Origin of the sequence: Microbulbifer donghaiensis (assembly GCF_900129095.1) — a bacterium.
GTDB lineage: Bacteria > Pseudomonadota > Gammaproteobacteria > Pseudomonadales > Cellvibrionaceae > Microbulbifer > Microbulbifer donghaiensis.
Genome location: NZ_FQVA01000003.1, coordinates 325,838 through 340,780, shown reverse-complemented (window position 1 = coordinate 340,780; position 14,943 = coordinate 325,838). Strand labels below are relative to the sequence as shown.

General features: G+C 62.8%; 13 protein-coding genes. 9 read left to right on the top strand and 4 right to left on the bottom strand.

Features of this window, described 5'->3' with window-relative positions; genetic code table 11:
* The first annotated feature begins 314 nt into the window (after positions 1–314).
* Positions 315–1,394, top strand: coding sequence for a uroporphyrinogen decarboxylase (gene hemE, locus BUC36_RS13495; protein WP_073276014.1), 1,080 nt, complete (start codon positions 315–317; stop codon positions 1,392–1,394).
* Between the two features lie 190 nt (positions 1,395–1,584).
* Entirely contained in the window at positions 1,585–2,955 is a 1,371-nt protein-coding gene (locus BUC36_RS13490; RefSeq protein WP_073276011.1) for a cyclic di-GMP phosphodiesterase, read from the top strand.
* 56 nt (positions 2,956–3,011) lie between these two features.
* On the opposite strand, the gene asd is transcribed toward BUC36_RS13490, so the two are convergent.
* From asd to rsgA, 3 genes are read right to left on the bottom strand one after another with little or no spacing between them, the layout of a single operon-like run.
* On the bottom strand, positions 3,012–3,875 hold the full coding sequence (asd, locus tag BUC36_RS13485; protein ID WP_073276009.1) for an archaetidylserine decarboxylase: 864 nt from the start codon (positions 3,873–3,875) through the stop codon (positions 3,012–3,014).
* Between the two features lie 30 nt (positions 3,876–3,905).
* Positions 3,906–4,715, bottom strand: coding sequence for a sulfurtransferase (locus BUC36_RS13480; protein WP_456085482.1), 810 nt, complete (start codon positions 4,713–4,715; stop codon positions 3,906–3,908).
* The gene (gene rsgA, locus BUC36_RS13475; protein ID WP_073276005.1) at positions 4,703–5,749 is read right to left on the bottom strand and encodes a small ribosomal subunit biogenesis GTPase RsgA; all 1,047 of its coding nucleotides are present in this window, start codon (positions 5,747–5,749) and stop codon (positions 4,703–4,705) included. The genes BUC36_RS13480 and rsgA overlap by 13 nt, the downstream gene beginning before the upstream one ends.
* A 187-nt stretch (positions 5,750–5,936) precedes the next feature.
* On the opposite strand from rsgA, the gene orn reads away from it, so the two are divergent.
* The gene (orn, locus tag BUC36_RS13470) at positions 5,937–6,476 is read left to right on the top strand and encodes an oligoribonuclease (RefSeq protein ID WP_073276003.1); all 540 of its coding nucleotides are present in this window, start codon (positions 5,937–5,939) and stop codon (positions 6,474–6,476) included.
* 21 nt (positions 6,477–6,497) lie between these two features.
* Here orn and queG read toward each other — a convergent pair whose 3' ends face one another.
* The gene (gene queG, locus BUC36_RS13465) at positions 6,498–7,616 is read right to left on the bottom strand and encodes a tRNA epoxyqueuosine(34) reductase QueG (RefSeq protein WP_073276001.1); all 1,119 of its coding nucleotides are present in this window, start codon (positions 7,614–7,616) and stop codon (positions 6,498–6,500) included.
* 148 nt (positions 7,617–7,764) lie between these two features.
* On the opposite strand from queG, the gene BUC36_RS13460 reads away from it, so the two are divergent.
* The 6 genes from BUC36_RS13460 to hfq all read left to right on the top strand — a co-directional run bounded on the left by BUC36_RS13460 (position 7,765) and on the right by hfq (position 14,844).
* On the top strand, positions 7,765–9,246 hold the full coding sequence (locus tag BUC36_RS13460; RefSeq protein ID WP_073275999.1) for a bifunctional ADP-dependent NAD(P)H-hydrate dehydratase/NAD(P)H-hydrate epimerase: 1,482 nt from the start codon (positions 7,765–7,767) through the stop codon (positions 9,244–9,246).
* Positions 9,246–9,731 (top strand): tRNA (adenosine(37)-N6)-threonylcarbamoyltransferase complex ATPase subunit type 1 TsaE, encoded by a 486-nt coding sequence (gene tsaE, locus BUC36_RS13455; protein ID WP_073275997.1) that lies wholly within the window; start codon positions 9,246–9,248, stop codon positions 9,729–9,731. Before BUC36_RS13460 ends, tsaE begins: the two co-directional genes overlap by 1 nt.
* A 64-nt stretch (positions 9,732–9,795) precedes the next feature.
* The gene (locus BUC36_RS13450; protein WP_073275995.1) at positions 9,796–11,106 is read left to right on the top strand and encodes an N-acetylmuramoyl-L-alanine amidase; all 1,311 of its coding nucleotides are present in this window, start codon (positions 9,796–9,798) and stop codon (positions 11,104–11,106) included.
* Between the two features lie 103 nt (positions 11,107–11,209).
* Positions 11,210–13,126 carry a DNA mismatch repair endonuclease MutL gene (gene mutL / locus BUC36_RS13445; RefSeq protein WP_073275993.1) on the top strand — a complete coding sequence of 639 codons (1,917 nt, stop codon included), beginning with the start codon at positions 11,210–11,212 and terminating at the stop codon, positions 13,124–13,126.
* 67 nt (positions 13,127–13,193) lie between these two features.
* The gene (gene miaA / locus BUC36_RS13440; protein ID WP_073276174.1) at positions 13,194–14,117 is read left to right on the top strand and encodes a tRNA (adenosine(37)-N6)-dimethylallyltransferase MiaA; all 924 of its coding nucleotides are present in this window, start codon (positions 13,194–13,196) and stop codon (positions 14,115–14,117) included.
* 439 nt (positions 14,118–14,556) lie between these two features.
* A complete protein-coding gene (gene hfq, locus BUC36_RS13435; protein WP_073275991.1) occupies positions 14,557–14,844 on the top strand; it encodes an RNA chaperone Hfq in 288 nt (95 codons plus the stop codon).
* Positions 14,845–14,943 lie beyond the last annotated feature (99 nt).

The following is a 14,943-nucleotide window of genomic DNA, read 5'->3' as shown; positions in this document are numbered from 1 at the left end:
GCACTTCGTAAGAGGGGAGGCGCAGCGGTGGCCGCCCGGCAAAAAACCTGATCGGTAAATATTTGCCGGACGGCCACCGCTGCGCCTTGTGTGCCTGCGATAAGTCCCGGCTTCTTTTTTGCCGCCGGGGCTGATGTTTTGCCGCGTCTTCCTCTATTCGATCCCACCGTGACCTGCGGTGGTCACGAAAGCACAATGTGAAGGGTCCGCCCGGCAGCAAAGCCGCCCCGAATTCTGATCGAAGCGCATGCCTGTCTTCCGGCAGCGCCCGCCTGTACAATAGCCGCGTTTTTAGCCAGCCAGTTGTACAGATCATGTCCGAAGCCAAGCCCTCCGAACTGAAAAACGACCGCTTCCTGCGCGCCCTGCTGCGCCAGCCTGTGGACCGCACGCCGGTGTGGATGATGCGCCAGGCGGGCCGCTATCTGCCCGAATATCGCGCCAGCCGCGCGCAGGCGGGCAGCTTTATGGATCTGTGTCGCAACACCGAGCTGGCCTGTGAGGTGACGCTGCAGCCGCTGGAGCGCTATCCGTTGGATGCGGCCATTCTGTTCTCGGATATTCTGACAATCCCGGATGCGATGGGCCTGGGGCTGTATTTCGAAGAGGGCGAAGGTCCCAAGTTTCGCAAACCCCTGCACAGTGCCGCGGATATCGAGGCGTTGCAGGTCGTCAACAGTGAGCGGGATCTCGACTATGTGATGAATGCGGTAAGCACCATCCGCCGCGAGCTGAACGGGCGTGTGCCGCTGATCGGTTTTTCCGGCAGTCCCTGGACGCTGGCCACCTATATGGTCGAGGGGGGCTCCAGCCGCGACTTTGCCCGCTGCAAGGAGATGCTCTACAACAGTCCGGAGCTGATGCACCAACTGCTGACGGTACTCGCCGATTCGGTGACGGATTACCTGAACGCGCAGATCCGTGCCGGGGCCCAGGCAGTGCAGATCTTTGATACCTGGGGCGGCGCGCTGAGCCACACGGCGTACCGGGAATTCTCCCTGCAGTACATGACCCGTATCTTGCAGGGCTTGATCAAAGAGGCGGACGGCCGCCCGGTGCCGGCGATATTGTTCACCAAGGGCGGCGGGCAATGGCTGGAAGCCATGGCGGATTCGGGTGCCTCGGCGCTGGGGCTCGACTGGACCACGGATATCGGCAGTGCCCGCGCGAGGGTCGGCGACAGGGTCGCGCTGCAGGGCAATCTCGATCCCGCAGTCCTCTACGCCAGCCCCGAGCGCATACGCGCTGAAGTGGCGACTATACTTGAGTCTTTTGGCGCAGGATCAGGACACGTATTCAATCTCGGCCACGGCATCACGCCCAAGGTGGACCCGGAACACGCCGGTGCGATGATCGAGGCCGTGCAGGAGCTATCGCCCAAATATCATCGTTGAAGAGCATAAAGTTGCGCGGCTGTGCCAGAAATGATTCTCTGCTGTGACCCCTGTCACAAAGTAAGTGGGTGCTATACACGGTCTGTCATGCTATAAATGGGCGCTTGCCCGCACGGCGATTGCTGTGGCCTGATGTATTGGCGCCGGCGGGCGATTCGAATAACACAAAATATCGACGGCAACACATCCTTTGGCGATCGAACAGGCAAAAGTCTTTGTAGAAGACCTACAGCGCGGCATGTTTGTGTCCAGGCTCGACCGACCCTGGACGCGTACGCCATTTGCGCTGCAGGGCTTTTATATTCGCGATCTGGAAGAGATTCGCCAGCTGCAGAAATACTGCCGCTATGTCTATGTCGATGTCGTCAAAAGCGTCGGCGATGCCGGGGTAAAGCTGCGCAGCTTATCCCGGGCCTCTTCCCAGGGCGGCCTCACTCTATCCGCAAAGGGCAAACGCGCATCCTCCGCGCCGGTGGCCATTCCCTGTCGCCCAATCCAGGTATCCCACAAAGCCTATCCGCCGCCCATTCCCGTGCGTCGCGAAGCCGACAAGGCCAGCAAGCTGCACGGTCGCATGCTGCAGGGCATGGACGAAGTGATGGCGCAGCTCCAGAGCGAGCGTTCGCTGCCGATACGGCAGGTCAACCGCCTGGTTGAGGAGCTGGTGGAAAGCGTCTTGCGCAGCCCAGATGCCTCTGCCTGGCTGGCGCGGGTGCGGGAAAAAGACGAGCACACCTACTCGCATTCCATTCGCGCGAGCATTTGGGCGATTGTGTTCGGTCGCTACATCGGTCTGCGCCGCCACGAACTGGTGCAGCTGGGTGTGGCGACGCTGCTCAAGGATGTTGGCAAGCTGATGATCGACGACCAGGTGTTGCAGATGGCCGTGCGCGATCCCCGCAATGAACTGGAATACCGCAAGTTCGTCGACCACAGCGTGCGCCTACTGGCTGCGGATCCGCAGATGGACCCGCAGGTGGTCAATATCGTCCGCTGCCACTGTGAGCGGCATGACGGCAGCGGCTACCCGATGGGACTCCGTGGCGACAAGATTCCGGTGCTGGCGCGTATTTGCGGCATGGTGACCTTCTATGACGAAGCCACCAACCCGCGCGGTGCCAGCCAGCCGGTGGCGCCGTCGCGGGCTGTGGCAAAGCTCTACGATTTGCGCGATGTCGCGTTTCAAGAGCAACTGGTGGTGGAGTTTATCCAGGCCATTGGCCTCTACCCGACCGGTACCCAGGTGGAGCTGTCCACCGGCGAGGTGGCCGTGGTTGTTGAGCAGACCTACGAGCGGCGCTTGAAGCCAAAAGTCATGGTGGTGCTGGGCGGAGATAAGCGCCCGCTGGCGGAAGCGCGCCTGTTCGACCTGGCGGCAGATGAAGAGAGCAAGCAAAAGCTGATCGAACGCGGCAAACTGAGCCCGCAGGCCAAGGTGAGAGTCGTTAAAGACGTTGAACCGGGTCGGTATCCTGAAGTGGATGTGGCCGCCGTGCGCGACAGCTATCTATTCAGTCAGCAGCGGATGCCCGGACTCCTGTCGCGCCTGCTGCGGCGTTGATTTTTCTTGTAGTGTGCCTTGCGGGGGCGATCTTTCGACCGCCCCGCTAACAGAGGCTATCTTTCGGTCGGTGCCGTATCGCCGAAATACTCTCCCATCTTTACTGCGCTCTCCGCGCCCAGCGATTCCAGCCAGCGCACCCTGTCTGCACCGAACAGCATGATCACCGTGGAGCCGAGCTTGAAGCGCCCCATCTCCGCACCTTTTTCCAGGTGGATCGGTGTACTGTCGCCATATTGGGTGGTGCGCACACGGCGCTTGTGCGGCGTCACCAGCCCCGCCCAGACGGTTTCGATACTGGCAACGATCATGGCGCCGACCAGAATCATCGCCATCGGGCCGGCGGCGGTATCGAAGATGCAGACAACCCGCTCGTTGCGGGAAAACAGCCGCGGCACCGATTCAGTAGTGACGGTGTTGACCGAGAACAACTGCCCGGGCACATAGGTCATGCTTTTCAGGGTCCCGGTGATCGGCATGTGCACCCGGTGATAATCCTTCGGCGACAGATACACGGTGGCGAACTTGCCGCCGGTAAACTGTGCGGCAATCTGCGGGTCGCCGCCCACCAGCTCCAGCAGGCTGAAATCGTGGCCCTTGGCCTGGAAGATCCGCCCGTTGTGAATCTCGCCCAGCTGACTGACGGCACCATCCGCGGGGCAGGCGAGGGTATTTTCGCCCTCGACGATGGGGCGGGCGCCCTCTTTCAGCGCGCGGGTAAAGAAATCGTTGAAGCTGGCAAACGCTGTGCAGTCGGGCTGCTCCGCTTCGTTCATGTCCACGTCGTATTTGTCGACGAACCAGCGGGTAAACGGGTCCTTGATCGACTTGATACGCGTCTCCGCCAGGGCGCCGGCGGCGCGGGACAGGGCCCGCTGGGGAGTCAGGTGCTGCAGCGCAGCGAATAGTTTCGGGTGCATAGAGTTACATCTATTCCATGTGAGATTTATTTATTGTTCGACCGGCGTGTCGGGCAGATTGCCCCACTCACTCCAGGAGCCCGGGTAGGCCCGGATATCGAAGCCCAGGGATCTGCCCACCAGCCACGTAAAGCCGGAACGGTGGTGGCTCTGGCAGTGCGTGACGATCTTCTGGCTGTTGTCGATGCCGAGTCTGGCGAGAAACTCGCGCGCGTCGGTGCGGATGCGCAGATCCCGCTGCGGATCCATCATTTGGGTCCACTCGCAATTGATCGCACCCGGTATATGCCCGCCTTTCAGCGCCAAAACCCGCTCGCCGCTGTACTCTTGCGGGGAGCGGGCGTCCCAGATGCGGAAATCCGGGTCTTGCAGGCGCTGCTGAATTTCCGCGGCCTCCACTAGCGGCGAAGGGTCTATACGAACTTCAATATCGCTGGGCGCCGTCGCGACCGGCTCGCTAGACAGGGGCAGCCCGGCGCCGCGCCAGGCCTGCATGCCCCCGTTGAGGTAGCTGTAGTTTTTGTGGCCGATGACTTCCAGCGTCCACAGGAAACGCCCGGCCCAGCCACCGCCCTCGTCGTCGCAGGCAACCGCATGGTGTCCCGGCCGCAGGCCGATCGAGCGGAAGACTTCCGTCAGCCGCTCCGCGCTGGGTAATTTACCCGGAGCCGGCGGCGTTCCCGCCATCAGCGCCTGAAACGGCAGGTGCACTGCGCCGGGGATATGCCCGCTCAGGTAATTCTGTGGTGCGCTCAGGTCGACGACCAGCAGTTCCTCGTGCTCGAGTTGCGCGGCCAGTTCTTCCGGTTCGATGATCAGGTCCAAATTCAATTCTCCGATTCGAGGCTGTTGCGCAAGTGCAAAAAGCTGTGCATACGCCTTTCGCTGATATCCCCGCGCGCCAGCGCTTCGTTGATCGCACAGCCGGGCTCGCCCTGGTGGCGGCAGTCGCGAAAGCGGCAGTGGCCGATAAACGGCCGGAATTCCACAAAGCCCTCCAGCAGGGATTGTTCGTCCATATGCCAGAGGCCGAATTCGCGGATGCCGGGGGAGTCTATCAGATCGCCCCCGCTCGGCAGGTGGAACAGTTCCGCCGCAGTGGTGGTGTGCGTGCCTTTCTGGGTGGCTTCCGACAGCGCGCCGGTGCGCGCGCCGGCCCCCGGGAGCAGCGCGTTGACCAGCGATGATTTGCCGACCCCGGACTGGCCGACGAAGACACTGGTGCCCTGGGCCAGCGTATCGAGCAGCTCGGGCAGGCCCTCGCTGGTCTTGGTGGACAGTCGCAGAATCGGATAGCCGAGCCCGGGGTAGGGCGCGAGCAGCTCTTCCAGCGCAGCGCGGTTGCGGTCGTCGATCAGGTCTGTCTTGTTCAGCAGCAGCACCGGGTGGATACCGGTGCTCTCGGCGGCCACCAGGTAGCGGTCGATGGCATTGGCGAAGGGTTCCGGGTAGGGGGCGATGACGATCACAATACGGTCGATATTGGCGGCCACCGTTTTGAGATCGCCGTAGCGGTCCGGGCGCTGCAGTTCCGAGTGACGCTGCAGGCGCGCGCCGACCACGCCGTAACCGCCGCCACTTTCACCCACCGCCGGATTCCAGGCCACCCGGTCGCCTGTCACCAGCGTATCGATATTGGCGCGCAGGTGGCACCGCTGGCGCAGTACGGGGTCGCTTTCGCCTTCAATCAGTACCTGGGTGCCGTAGTTGGCGATCACCAGGCCCGTCTGTTCCGGTCCGAGATGGCCCTCTTCCAGCGCCTGCTCGGCGCTCTCTTCAGCAGATTGGGCACGCTTGCGCGCGCGCTCCTCGCGCTCTTTCTGGATTTTCTCGATTCGCCACTGCTGGCGCCGGTTCAGTTTGCGTTTGCTCATGGGGCGGGGATTATAGAGCTTTTGTTGATGGTAGCCGCAGAAAGCCGCACAGGCATGTGCCGGCGCTGGTGAAAATCCATTACGGGAGCACAGGCCGGCGGTAGCTGCGGACCATTCCGGTCGGGGAATCGCCGCTTGCAACACCGGTCCAATAGGGTAACTTGCTTGAACTGACTAAGGAGGCCTTGTGGATCAGAATAATTTGATCTGGATCGATCTGGAAATGACCGGCCTCGATCCGGAAAAAGAGCGCATCATCGAAATCGCGACCATCGTGACCGATTCAAAGCTGAATATCCTCGCCGAGGGGCCGGCGATGGTGGTGCACCAGAGCGACGCGCTGCTAAACGCGATGGACGACTGGAATACCGAGCAGCACGGCGGCTCGGGCCTGGTGGCGCGGGTGCGGGAGTCCACTATCTCCGAACACGACGCCGAGCGGGAAACCATTGAGTTCCTGCGTCACTGGGTGCCGGAGGGCGCCTCGCCGATGTGTGGCAACTCCATCGGTCAGGATCGCCGCTTCCTGGTGAAATATATGCCGCAGCTGGAAGCCTACTTCCACTACCGCAACCTGGACGTCAGCTCAGTCAAGGAACTGGCGCGCCGCTGGCGCCCGGATGTCCTCGAGGGTGTAAAAAAGCAGAGCAGTCACCTGGCGCTGGATGATATCCGCGACTCGATCGAGGAGCTGAAACACTACCGCGAGCATTTTTTCCGTTTGTAGTGGGGCGCCGGCCCGAAGGCCTTAAGTTGTCGGGCCGGCCGTCGGCCGCTTGATTTTGCGTTTGCGTCGCCGCCCGCTGTTCAGGCGCGCCAGCGCCCACTCGATATGCTCCGCAACCAGTGGTGTCGCGCGGTGCCGGGCGCCTTCCAGCGCGGCGACAATCTCCGCGCAGGGCTCGGCATTGCCGAGTGCAACCGCCAGATTGCGCTGCCAGCGCTCGTAACCGATGCGCCGGATGGCGGAGCCCTCCGACTTGCGCAGGAATTCCTCCTCGCCCCAGCCAAACAGTGTCAGCAGGTCGCCGTCGTCGAGGCCGTGACGCGGGTGAAAATCCCGCTCCGCGGTGGGTTTGGCGAACTTGTTCCACGGGCAGATGATCTGGCAGTCGTCGCAGCCAAACACGCGATTGCCCAGCGGCTCGCGGAACTCCTCGGGGATGGGCCCCTTGTTCTCGATGGTCAGGTAGGAGATGCAGCGGCGCGCATCCAGCTGGTAGGGGCCGATAAAGGCATCGGTTGGACAGACCTTCAGGCAGGCGCTGCAGTCGCCACACTGGTTGGACTCGGTGCTGTTATCGGCCGGCAGGGCCAGGTTGGTGTAGATCTCGCCGAGAAAGAACCAGGAGCCGGCGCCGGAATTGATCACCATGCAGTTTTTGCCGATCCAGCCGAGCCCGGCCTTTTCCGCCAGCGCGCGCTCCATAACCGGCGCGCTGTCGGTGAAGGCGCGGCCGCTGGATTCCAGGCCATTGGCGTTGCAGAAGTCGTCGATACGCTGGGCCAGCTGGGCCAGCCGCTTGCGGATCAGTTTGTGGTAATCGCGCCCATTTGCATAGCGGGACACATAGGCCTTGCTGGAGTCCTTGAGCACGCGCACCGGCTGCGTGTCCGGCGGCAGGTAGTCGAGCCGCGCACTGATTGCGCGCAGCGTACCCGGCTGCAACAGTTCCGGGCGCCAGCGCTTCTCGCCGTGGGCACCCATCCAGTCCATGTCGGCGTTGTGGCCGGCGTCCAGCCAGGCGCGCAGCCGCTCGCCGTGCTCCTCCAGCTGGCAGTCGGTGATACCGATCTGTTGGAAGCCCAGTTCGCGCCCCCAGATTTTGATCTGAGCCGCCAACTGGGCGAGCAGTGTTTCAGTCATGGATGCTATCGGCTCGGATACCGGCGCGAGCCAATTGGGCGCCGGGGGCGGTATACTTTGCTGTCATCGGTACGCGACAGCGCGAAAGCGCCTATTTTGCCACAGATTAAATTTTGATCACTAATCCTTGACCTTTCGCGGGAGTCGAATGGACACGCCTCAACCCCTGTACAGCGCTGCGACGGTACGTGAACTCGACCGGCTCGCCATCGCCGCGCTCAAGATCCCCTCCATTACGCTGATGAAGCGCGCCGGCCGCGCCGCATTTGCACAGCTGCTGCAACGCTGGCCAGAGGTCAAGCGTATTCAGGTGTTCTGCGGCGGTGGCAACAATGGGGGTGACGGCTATGTGATCGCTGCGCTGGCGGCGCAGAAGCAGATTCCGGTTACCGTCTACGCCTGTGTCGATCCGGCGGAACTCAAGGGCGATGCACTGGAAGCCTGCGAATACGCGCGTCGCGAAGGCGTGCATATCGTCACGTCGCTGACCGAGCTGGACAGTGCGGATGGCAACACCGTCGTGGTCGACGCGCTGCTAGGCACCGGTTTTAGTGGCGAACTGCGCGAACCGGTAGGTCACGCGGTCGATCGTATCAACAAGGGCAGCGGGCCGGTCCTGGCAGTGGATATCCCCTCCGGCGTGAGCGCCGACAGCGGCAGTGCCAGCCACGCAGTACAAGCGGATATCACCGTGACTTTTATCGGGCGCAAACTGGGACTTTTCTGCGGTCGCGGTGTCGCACACTGCGGCGACGTGGTATTCGAGAGTCTCGGCGCCCCCGAGCAGATCTATACCGAGGTGGAGCCGCTGGTGCAGCGCTACGACGCCGCCAGTGTGAAGCGCCTGCCGCCCCGTGCAGCGGATAGTTACAAGAACCAGTTCGGGCATGTACTGATCGTCGGCGGCGATAGCGGATATGGCGGCGCGGCCCTGATGGCGGCGCAATCCGCCGCGCGCGCCGGTGCCGGCCTGATTTCGCTGGCCACCCGCCCGGAGCATCTGGCCGCGGCACTGACCCGCAGCCCAGAGGTCATGGTGCATCCGGTGATTTCAGGGCAGGAGCTGGAGCCCCTGCTGGAAGGCCCCGACGTAATCGCCGTGGGTCCCGGGCTCGGTCGCGCGCCTTGGGGTGAACAATTATTGGCCCGTGCCGGCCGCGCCGAAACGCCACTGGTGCTGGATGCGGACGCGCTGAATATTCTCGCCGGAGGTCGCGTACTGGCCGGCATAAAAAGGAACGACTGGGTGCTGACACCTCACGTCGGCGAGGCGGCGCGGCTGCTGGATTGCGATACTGAAGAGGTCCTCGCCGATCCGCGCGCAGCGGCCATCGCGGTTCAGCAAAAATTCAGTGGCGTGGTGATATTAAAAGGTGCCGGCACCTTGATTGCGCACGAGCAGGGGGTTGACCTGATCAACAGTGGCAACCCCGGCATGGCTTCCGGTGGCATGGGCGACCTGCTCACCGGCATTATTGCCGCACTGATCGGCCAGCACCTGTCACCACTCGAGGCCGCACGCCTGGCCGTGTGGCTGCACGGTGAGGCGGGCAATCGCGCCGCGGAAGACGGCCAGCGCGGACTGCTGGCTACGGATATGCTGCCGTGGATCCGTCGACTGGTGGATTGATGGAAGGCGAACTGAAACTCAATCTCGTCGACGAAGACGCCACCGTTGCCGCAGGCGAGGCCCTCGGCCGCGCCTGTCTGGCTGCCGGCATGCACAGTGGATTGACGCTGTTCCTGCACGGACAGTTGGGGGCCGGCAAGACGACTTTCTGTCGCGGTGTGCTGCGAGCATTTGGTCATCGAGGTGCGGTCAAGAGTCCGACCTACACCCTGGTGGAGCCGTATGATTTAGGCGAGCAGCGTGTTTACCATTTCGATCTCTACCGGCTGGGCGACGCCGAAGAGCTGGAATTTATGGGGGTGCGGGACTATTTCGCTCCCCACAGCTTGAGCCTGGTGGAGTGGTCGGAGCGCGGCGCTGGCGTCTTGCCGGAGCCGGACCTGGAGCTTGAGCTCGAGGTGCTGGATCGCGGCAGACAGCTGCAGCTGGTGGCGCACTCGCGCCCGGGCGCGGCGGTGCTGGATGCGCTGTACAAACTGTTGTAGAAATTTTGTCTAGATTTGCATGCAGGGAACGGCGACAAACAATAAGCGACAGGGCAGAACAAGAATGAAATCAGTCTGGCGGCGATTACTGGGCCCGATGGCCATGTTAGTGCTGACTCTGCCGGTACAGGCGGTGGAGGTGGATGGTGTGCGTTTGTGGCGCGCGCCGGACCATACCCGCCTGGTATTCGATCTCAGCGGGCCGGCGGAGCACAAGCTGTTTACCCTTAGCGACCCCCACCGGGTCGTGGTGGATGTCGCCGATACGAAACTGGCAGCGGAACTGGCCGGGCTGGAACTGGACAATACCCCGATTGAGCGCGTGCGCCACGGCAGTCACAACAAGAAAGATCTGCGTGTGGTGCTCGACCTGAAGCAGGCGATCAACCCGCGCAGTTTCGCCCTGCGCCGCCACGAAGAACTGCCGGATCGCCTGGTAATCGATCTCTACGACCGCGTGGCCAACGAGGAGAAGTCCCTCGAGCAGGTCAGTCGCGAACGGGATATCGTCATTGCCATTGATGCCGGGCACGGCGGCGAGGATCCCGGCGCTTCTGGTCCCGGCGGCGTGCGCGAAAAGGATGTGGTCTTGGCCATCGCCCGCCAGTTGCAAAAGGCCATCGACGGCGAGCGCGGCTTTGCCGCCAAGCTGGTGCGCAGCGGTGACTACTATATCCCGCTGCGCGGGCGGGTGAACAAGGGACGCGAGATGCGCGCCGACCTGTTCGTGTCGATTCATGCCGACGCCTTCACCCGCAAGGACGCCCGCGGTGCCGGTGTCTACGCGGTATCGTCGCGCGGTGCCACCAGTGAGACAGCGCGCTTCCTGGCGCAACGGGAAAATGAATCCGACCTTATCGGCGGTGCGGGCAGTCTGAGTCTCGACGACAAGGACGATACCCTCGCCGGTGTTCTTCTCGATCTGTCGATGACCGCGACCATGAATGCCAGCCTGGATGTGGGCGCCAGCGTCCTGTCCCAGATCGGCTCCATTACACATTTGCACAAGAAGCGTGTGGAGCAGGCCAACTTCTCTGTACTGCGCTCGCCGGACGTGCCCTCGATCCTGGTGGAGACCGGTTTTATCACCAATCCGCAGGAGGCGCGGCGACTGCGCGACCCGATGTTCCAGCGCAAACTGGCACAAAAAATCAGCGACGGTATAGTGGCGCACTTCACCAGCCGACCACCGGCGGGCAGCTGGCTGGCTGCCAACCCTAACCGGGCAGAGCGCCGCCACACCATTGCCCGCGGCGATACCCTGTCGGCGATCGCCGCGCGGTACAATGTGACGCTTAGCGATCTCAAGAAGATCAACGGTATCGACACTTCGGTGATCCGCGTCGGGCAGACGTTGACCATCCCGTCTGGCTGATTGCTCTGTGGGAGGGCGCTCCCCCTCCCGGCCTGCCGGCTTCAGTGGTAGCGTCCGAAAGCAAAAGAATGATGTAGGAGCCTGCTCACAGGCGCATTTTGATATGTCCGAAAGAATCCAGCAGTTATCCCCCCGTCTCGCTAACCAGATCGCCGCCGGTGAAGTGGTGGAGCGGCCCGCGTCGGTCATCAAGGAGCTGTTGGAGAACAGCCTCGACGCCGGCGCGACGCGCCTGGACGTGGAAATCGATAGCGGCGGTACCAAGCGCATCAAGGTGCGGGACAACGGCAAGGGTATCGCCAAAGAAGACCTGCCGCTGGCGCTGGCGCGCCACGCCACCTCGAAGATCCATGCGCTGGAGGACCTGGAAGCGGTGGCCACCCTGGGCTTTCGCGGCGAGGCGCTGGCGAGTATCTCGTCGGTGGCGCGCCTGGCGCTGACCAGCAGTCGCGACGACAGCGGTAAAGGCTGGCAGGTCAGCGCCGAGGGGCGCGATATGCAGGCGCAGCTGACCCCGGCGGCACATCCTCGCGGCACTACGGTGGATGTGCGCGATTTGTTCTTCAACACCCCGGCGCGGCGCAAATTCCTGCGCACCGAGAAAACCGAATTCAACCGCGTCGACGAGACTATCAAGCGCCTGGCGCTGTCCCGTTTTGATGTGTCGATCAGCCTGCGCCACAACGGCAAAGGCGTACACAACCTGCGCGCCGGCAGCGGCCGTGTCGAGATGGAGCGCCGCGTGGCGCAGGTGTGCGGTCCGGCCTTTATGCAGAATGCGCTGCATATCGATGTCGAGCGCAGCGGCCTGCGCCTGTGGGGCTGGGTTGCCGAGCCGGCCTTTTCCCGCTCGCAGGCGGACCTGCAGTTTTTCTACGTCAATGGCCGTGCGATTCGCGATAAGGTCGTCAGCCACGCGGTGCGCCGTGCCTTTGCGGACGTGCTCTACCACGGCCGCCACCCCGCCTTCGTGCTCTATCTGGAGTTGGACCCGGCGTCAGTGGACGTGAATGTGCACCCGACCAAGCACGAGGTCCGGTTCCGCGACAGTCGCCTGGTGCACGACTTCCTGTTTGGGAGTCTCCACCGGGCTTTGGCAGCGGTGCGCCCTGGGGACAAAGCGGTGCGCCCCGGAGATAAAGAGTTGCGCCCCGGAGATAAAGAGTTGCGCCCCGGAGACATTGCGGTGCCGCCGGGAGAGCACGGGGAAGGGGCACAGCCGGCAGTGGAGAAAGTCGGCGGTATCGGTGCCGGCGAGTTCGCCGGTCAGCACAAGATGCCGCTGTCGGCGCGGCCGTCAGAGAGCAGCCTGCAGCAGCAGATGGAAGCTTACGGCGCGCTGCATCAACCCTACCAGCAGCCGGGCGTTGCCGAGTCCATGCCGCGTGTTGCCGGCTGGAGCGCCGCGATGCCGGCGAGTGCCGAGGGCGAAGAAGTGCCGCCGCTCGGCTATGCGCTGGCTCAATTGCATGGGATCTATATCCTCGCGCAGAACGCGCACGGCATGATCGTGGTGGATATGCACGCCGCCCACGAGCGCATCGTCTACGAACAGATGAAGGCGGCCCATGCGGCCGGTGGCATTCAGGCGCAGCCGCTACTGGTGCCGGTCAGCCTGGCCGTCAGTCAGCGCGAGGCGGACTGTTTCGAAGAGCGCAGTGAAGTGTTTACGTCGCTGGGCTTTGTCCTGCAGCGCGCCGGGCCGGAAACCCTGCTGGTGCGCCAGGTGCCGACGATGCTGCACGGTGCCGAAGTGGAACAGCTGGTGCGCGACGTGCTGTCGGACCTGCTGGCGGAGGGTGGCAGCGATCGCATTGGCGAGCGCATCAATGAAATCCTCTCCACCATGGCCTGTCACGGCTCGGTGCGGGCCAACCGCCGTCTGACGGTGCCGGAGATGAATGCGCTGTTGCGGGATATGGAGCGCACCGAGCGCAGCGGCCAGTGCAACCACGGACGCCCGACCTGGACCCAGGTAAAATTGGCTGACATGGACAAGTGGTTTATGCGCGGGCAATAGCCGCGCGCGAGAAGGACGTGTAGTGAGCGACCACACACGCGGCGGCAAGCCCCGCGCGATATTCCTGATGGGGCCGACCGCCTCCGGCAAGACAGATCTGGCGATGGCGCTGGCCGACCGCTTGCCGGTCGAGCTGATCAGTGTCGATTCGGCGCTGGTCTACCGCGGCCTGGATATCGGCTCCGCGAAGCCGAGCCCGGAAGAGCTGGCGCGCTATCCCCACCGCCTGATCGATATCTGCGATCCCAGCGAATCTTACTCCGCCGGCCGTTTCCGCCGGGATGCGCTCGAGGCCATGGCCGAGATTGCTGCGGCGGGTAGGATCCCGCTCCTGGTCGGCGGAACCATGTTGTATTTTCGCGCTCTACTGGAAGGGATGGCGCAGCTGCCGGAGGCCGATCCGGCCATCCGTGCGGAAATCGAGGCCCGGGCCGAGCGCGAGGGCTGGCCCGCACTGCACGCGGAGTTGGCCCTGGTCGACCCGGAGTTGGCTTCCGAATTGCACCCCAATCACTCTGTGCGTATTGAGCGCGGTCTCGAGGTGTTCCGCGTGACCGGTGTGCCAATGTCCCAGTTGCGCCGGCAGCAGGTGCGGGACTCAGTGGCAGAGCATTACGACCTGCGCCAGTTGGCGCTGTTGCCGCGCGACAGGGCGCTGTTGCACGAGCGAATCGCGACGCGCTTCCGGCGAATGCTGGAGCAGGGCTTTGTCGATGAAGTGAGAGCGCTGCGTGCCCGCGGCGATCTGCACGAGGATCTGCCCGCCATCCGCGCGGTGGGCTATCGCCAGGTATGGCAGTACCTGGATGACCGCCTGACCTATGAGGAAATGCTAGAGGCCGGCATTGCTGCCACGCGCCAGCTGGCCAAGCGCCAGCTGACCTGGTTGCGGCGCTGGCCGGATCTGGCGGGTATTTACGCACAAGATGTCGATGGCAGGGTGCGCAAAAATGACGAAATATTGGCGGAAGCCTTGAAATTTCTCGCCTGAGCATCCATAACGTGGTTGGGCTGGTGTCCTGCCCCATACTAAATAGCGAGATCAGAGCCCCCCAAATTGTTCACAGCAAGGCGCCGTTCGCAGGGAATGGCGCGCCCTTTTCAAAAACGGCAACGCCGCTGTGGACGATTTGGGGGGCTCCCTTCGGGCGGGCCGCTAAGCAACCATCTGCTGCGTTGCATTTGCTTGACTTAGCCGGCTAGGCCTGCGCAAATGCGCCTTGCATCTGGCCGCTTAGCGGCCCGCTGATATCGCTATTTAGTATGGGGCAGGACACTAACAAGCCCGCTCAGTCAGTTTTTCACAGAGTCCGGCCATTTCCGGCTCTTTTTTATACGCGTGTTCAACCTCAGTCGTTTCTTAGTCCACGGGTTTCGTGGGCGCGATTGCGGCCTGCATTCGCTTACAGCTTTTGACAAGGAGAAAAAAGATGTCAAAAGGGCACAGCTTACAAGACCCTTACCTCAACGTATTGCGCAAAGAGCGTATCCCGGTTTCTATCTATCTGGTTAACGGCATCAAGCTCCAAGGGCAAATCGAATCATTCGATCAATTCGTAGTACTGCTGAAAAATACCGTCAGCCAAATGGTGTACAAACACGCCATTTCTACCGTCGTTCCGTCCCGCGCGGTGCGCGTGCCGCTGCTGAATCCGGCAGCCCAGGGCGGTGCTGGCGAGGGCACTGGTGAAGGTGGTGAGCGAGACACTTTCGCTTAACTCGCCCCGCCCCAAGTTTTGACCTGCGCCTCGGCTTGCCGGGGCGCCTGCGGTTTGGTGCCACGAAAAGTGGCTTCAGTTAGGGCTGTCAGCCCTGTT

Bases quoted from the DNA above. Each gene is read 5' to 3' on its own strand.
- mutL (WP_073275993.1), top strand. From the start codon at position 11,210: ATGTCCGAAAGAATCCAGCAGTTATCCCCCCGTCTCGCTAACCAGATC.
- hfq (WP_073275991.1), top strand. From the start codon at position 14,557: ATGTCAAAAGGGCACAGCTTACAAGACCCTTACCTCAACGTATTGCGC.
- asd (WP_073276009.1), bottom strand. From the start codon at position 3,875: ATGCACCCGAAACTATTCGCTGCGCTGCAGCACCTGACTCCCCAGCGG.
- tsaE (WP_073275997.1), top strand. From the start codon at position 9,246: ATGGAAGGCGAACTGAAACTCAATCTCGTCGACGAAGACGCCACCGTT.
- rsgA (WP_073276005.1), bottom strand. From the start codon at position 5,749: ATGAGCAAACGCAAACTGAACCGGCGCCAGCAGTGGCGAATCGAGAAA.
- BUC36_RS13460 (WP_073275999.1), top strand. From the start codon at position 7,765: ATGGACACGCCTCAACCCCTGTACAGCGCTGCGACGGTACGTGAACTC.
- BUC36_RS13450 (WP_073275995.1), top strand. From the start codon at position 9,796: ATGAAATCAGTCTGGCGGCGATTACTGGGCCCGATGGCCATGTTAGTG.
- queG (WP_073276001.1), bottom strand. From the start codon at position 7,616: ATGACTGAAACACTGCTCGCCCAGTTGGCGGCTCAGATCAAAATCTGG.
- miaA (WP_073276174.1), top strand. From the start codon at position 13,194: ATGGGGCCGACCGCCTCCGGCAAGACAGATCTGGCGATGGCGCTGGCC.
- hemE (WP_073276014.1), top strand. From the start codon at position 315: ATGTCCGAAGCCAAGCCCTCCGAACTGAAAAACGACCGCTTCCTGCGC.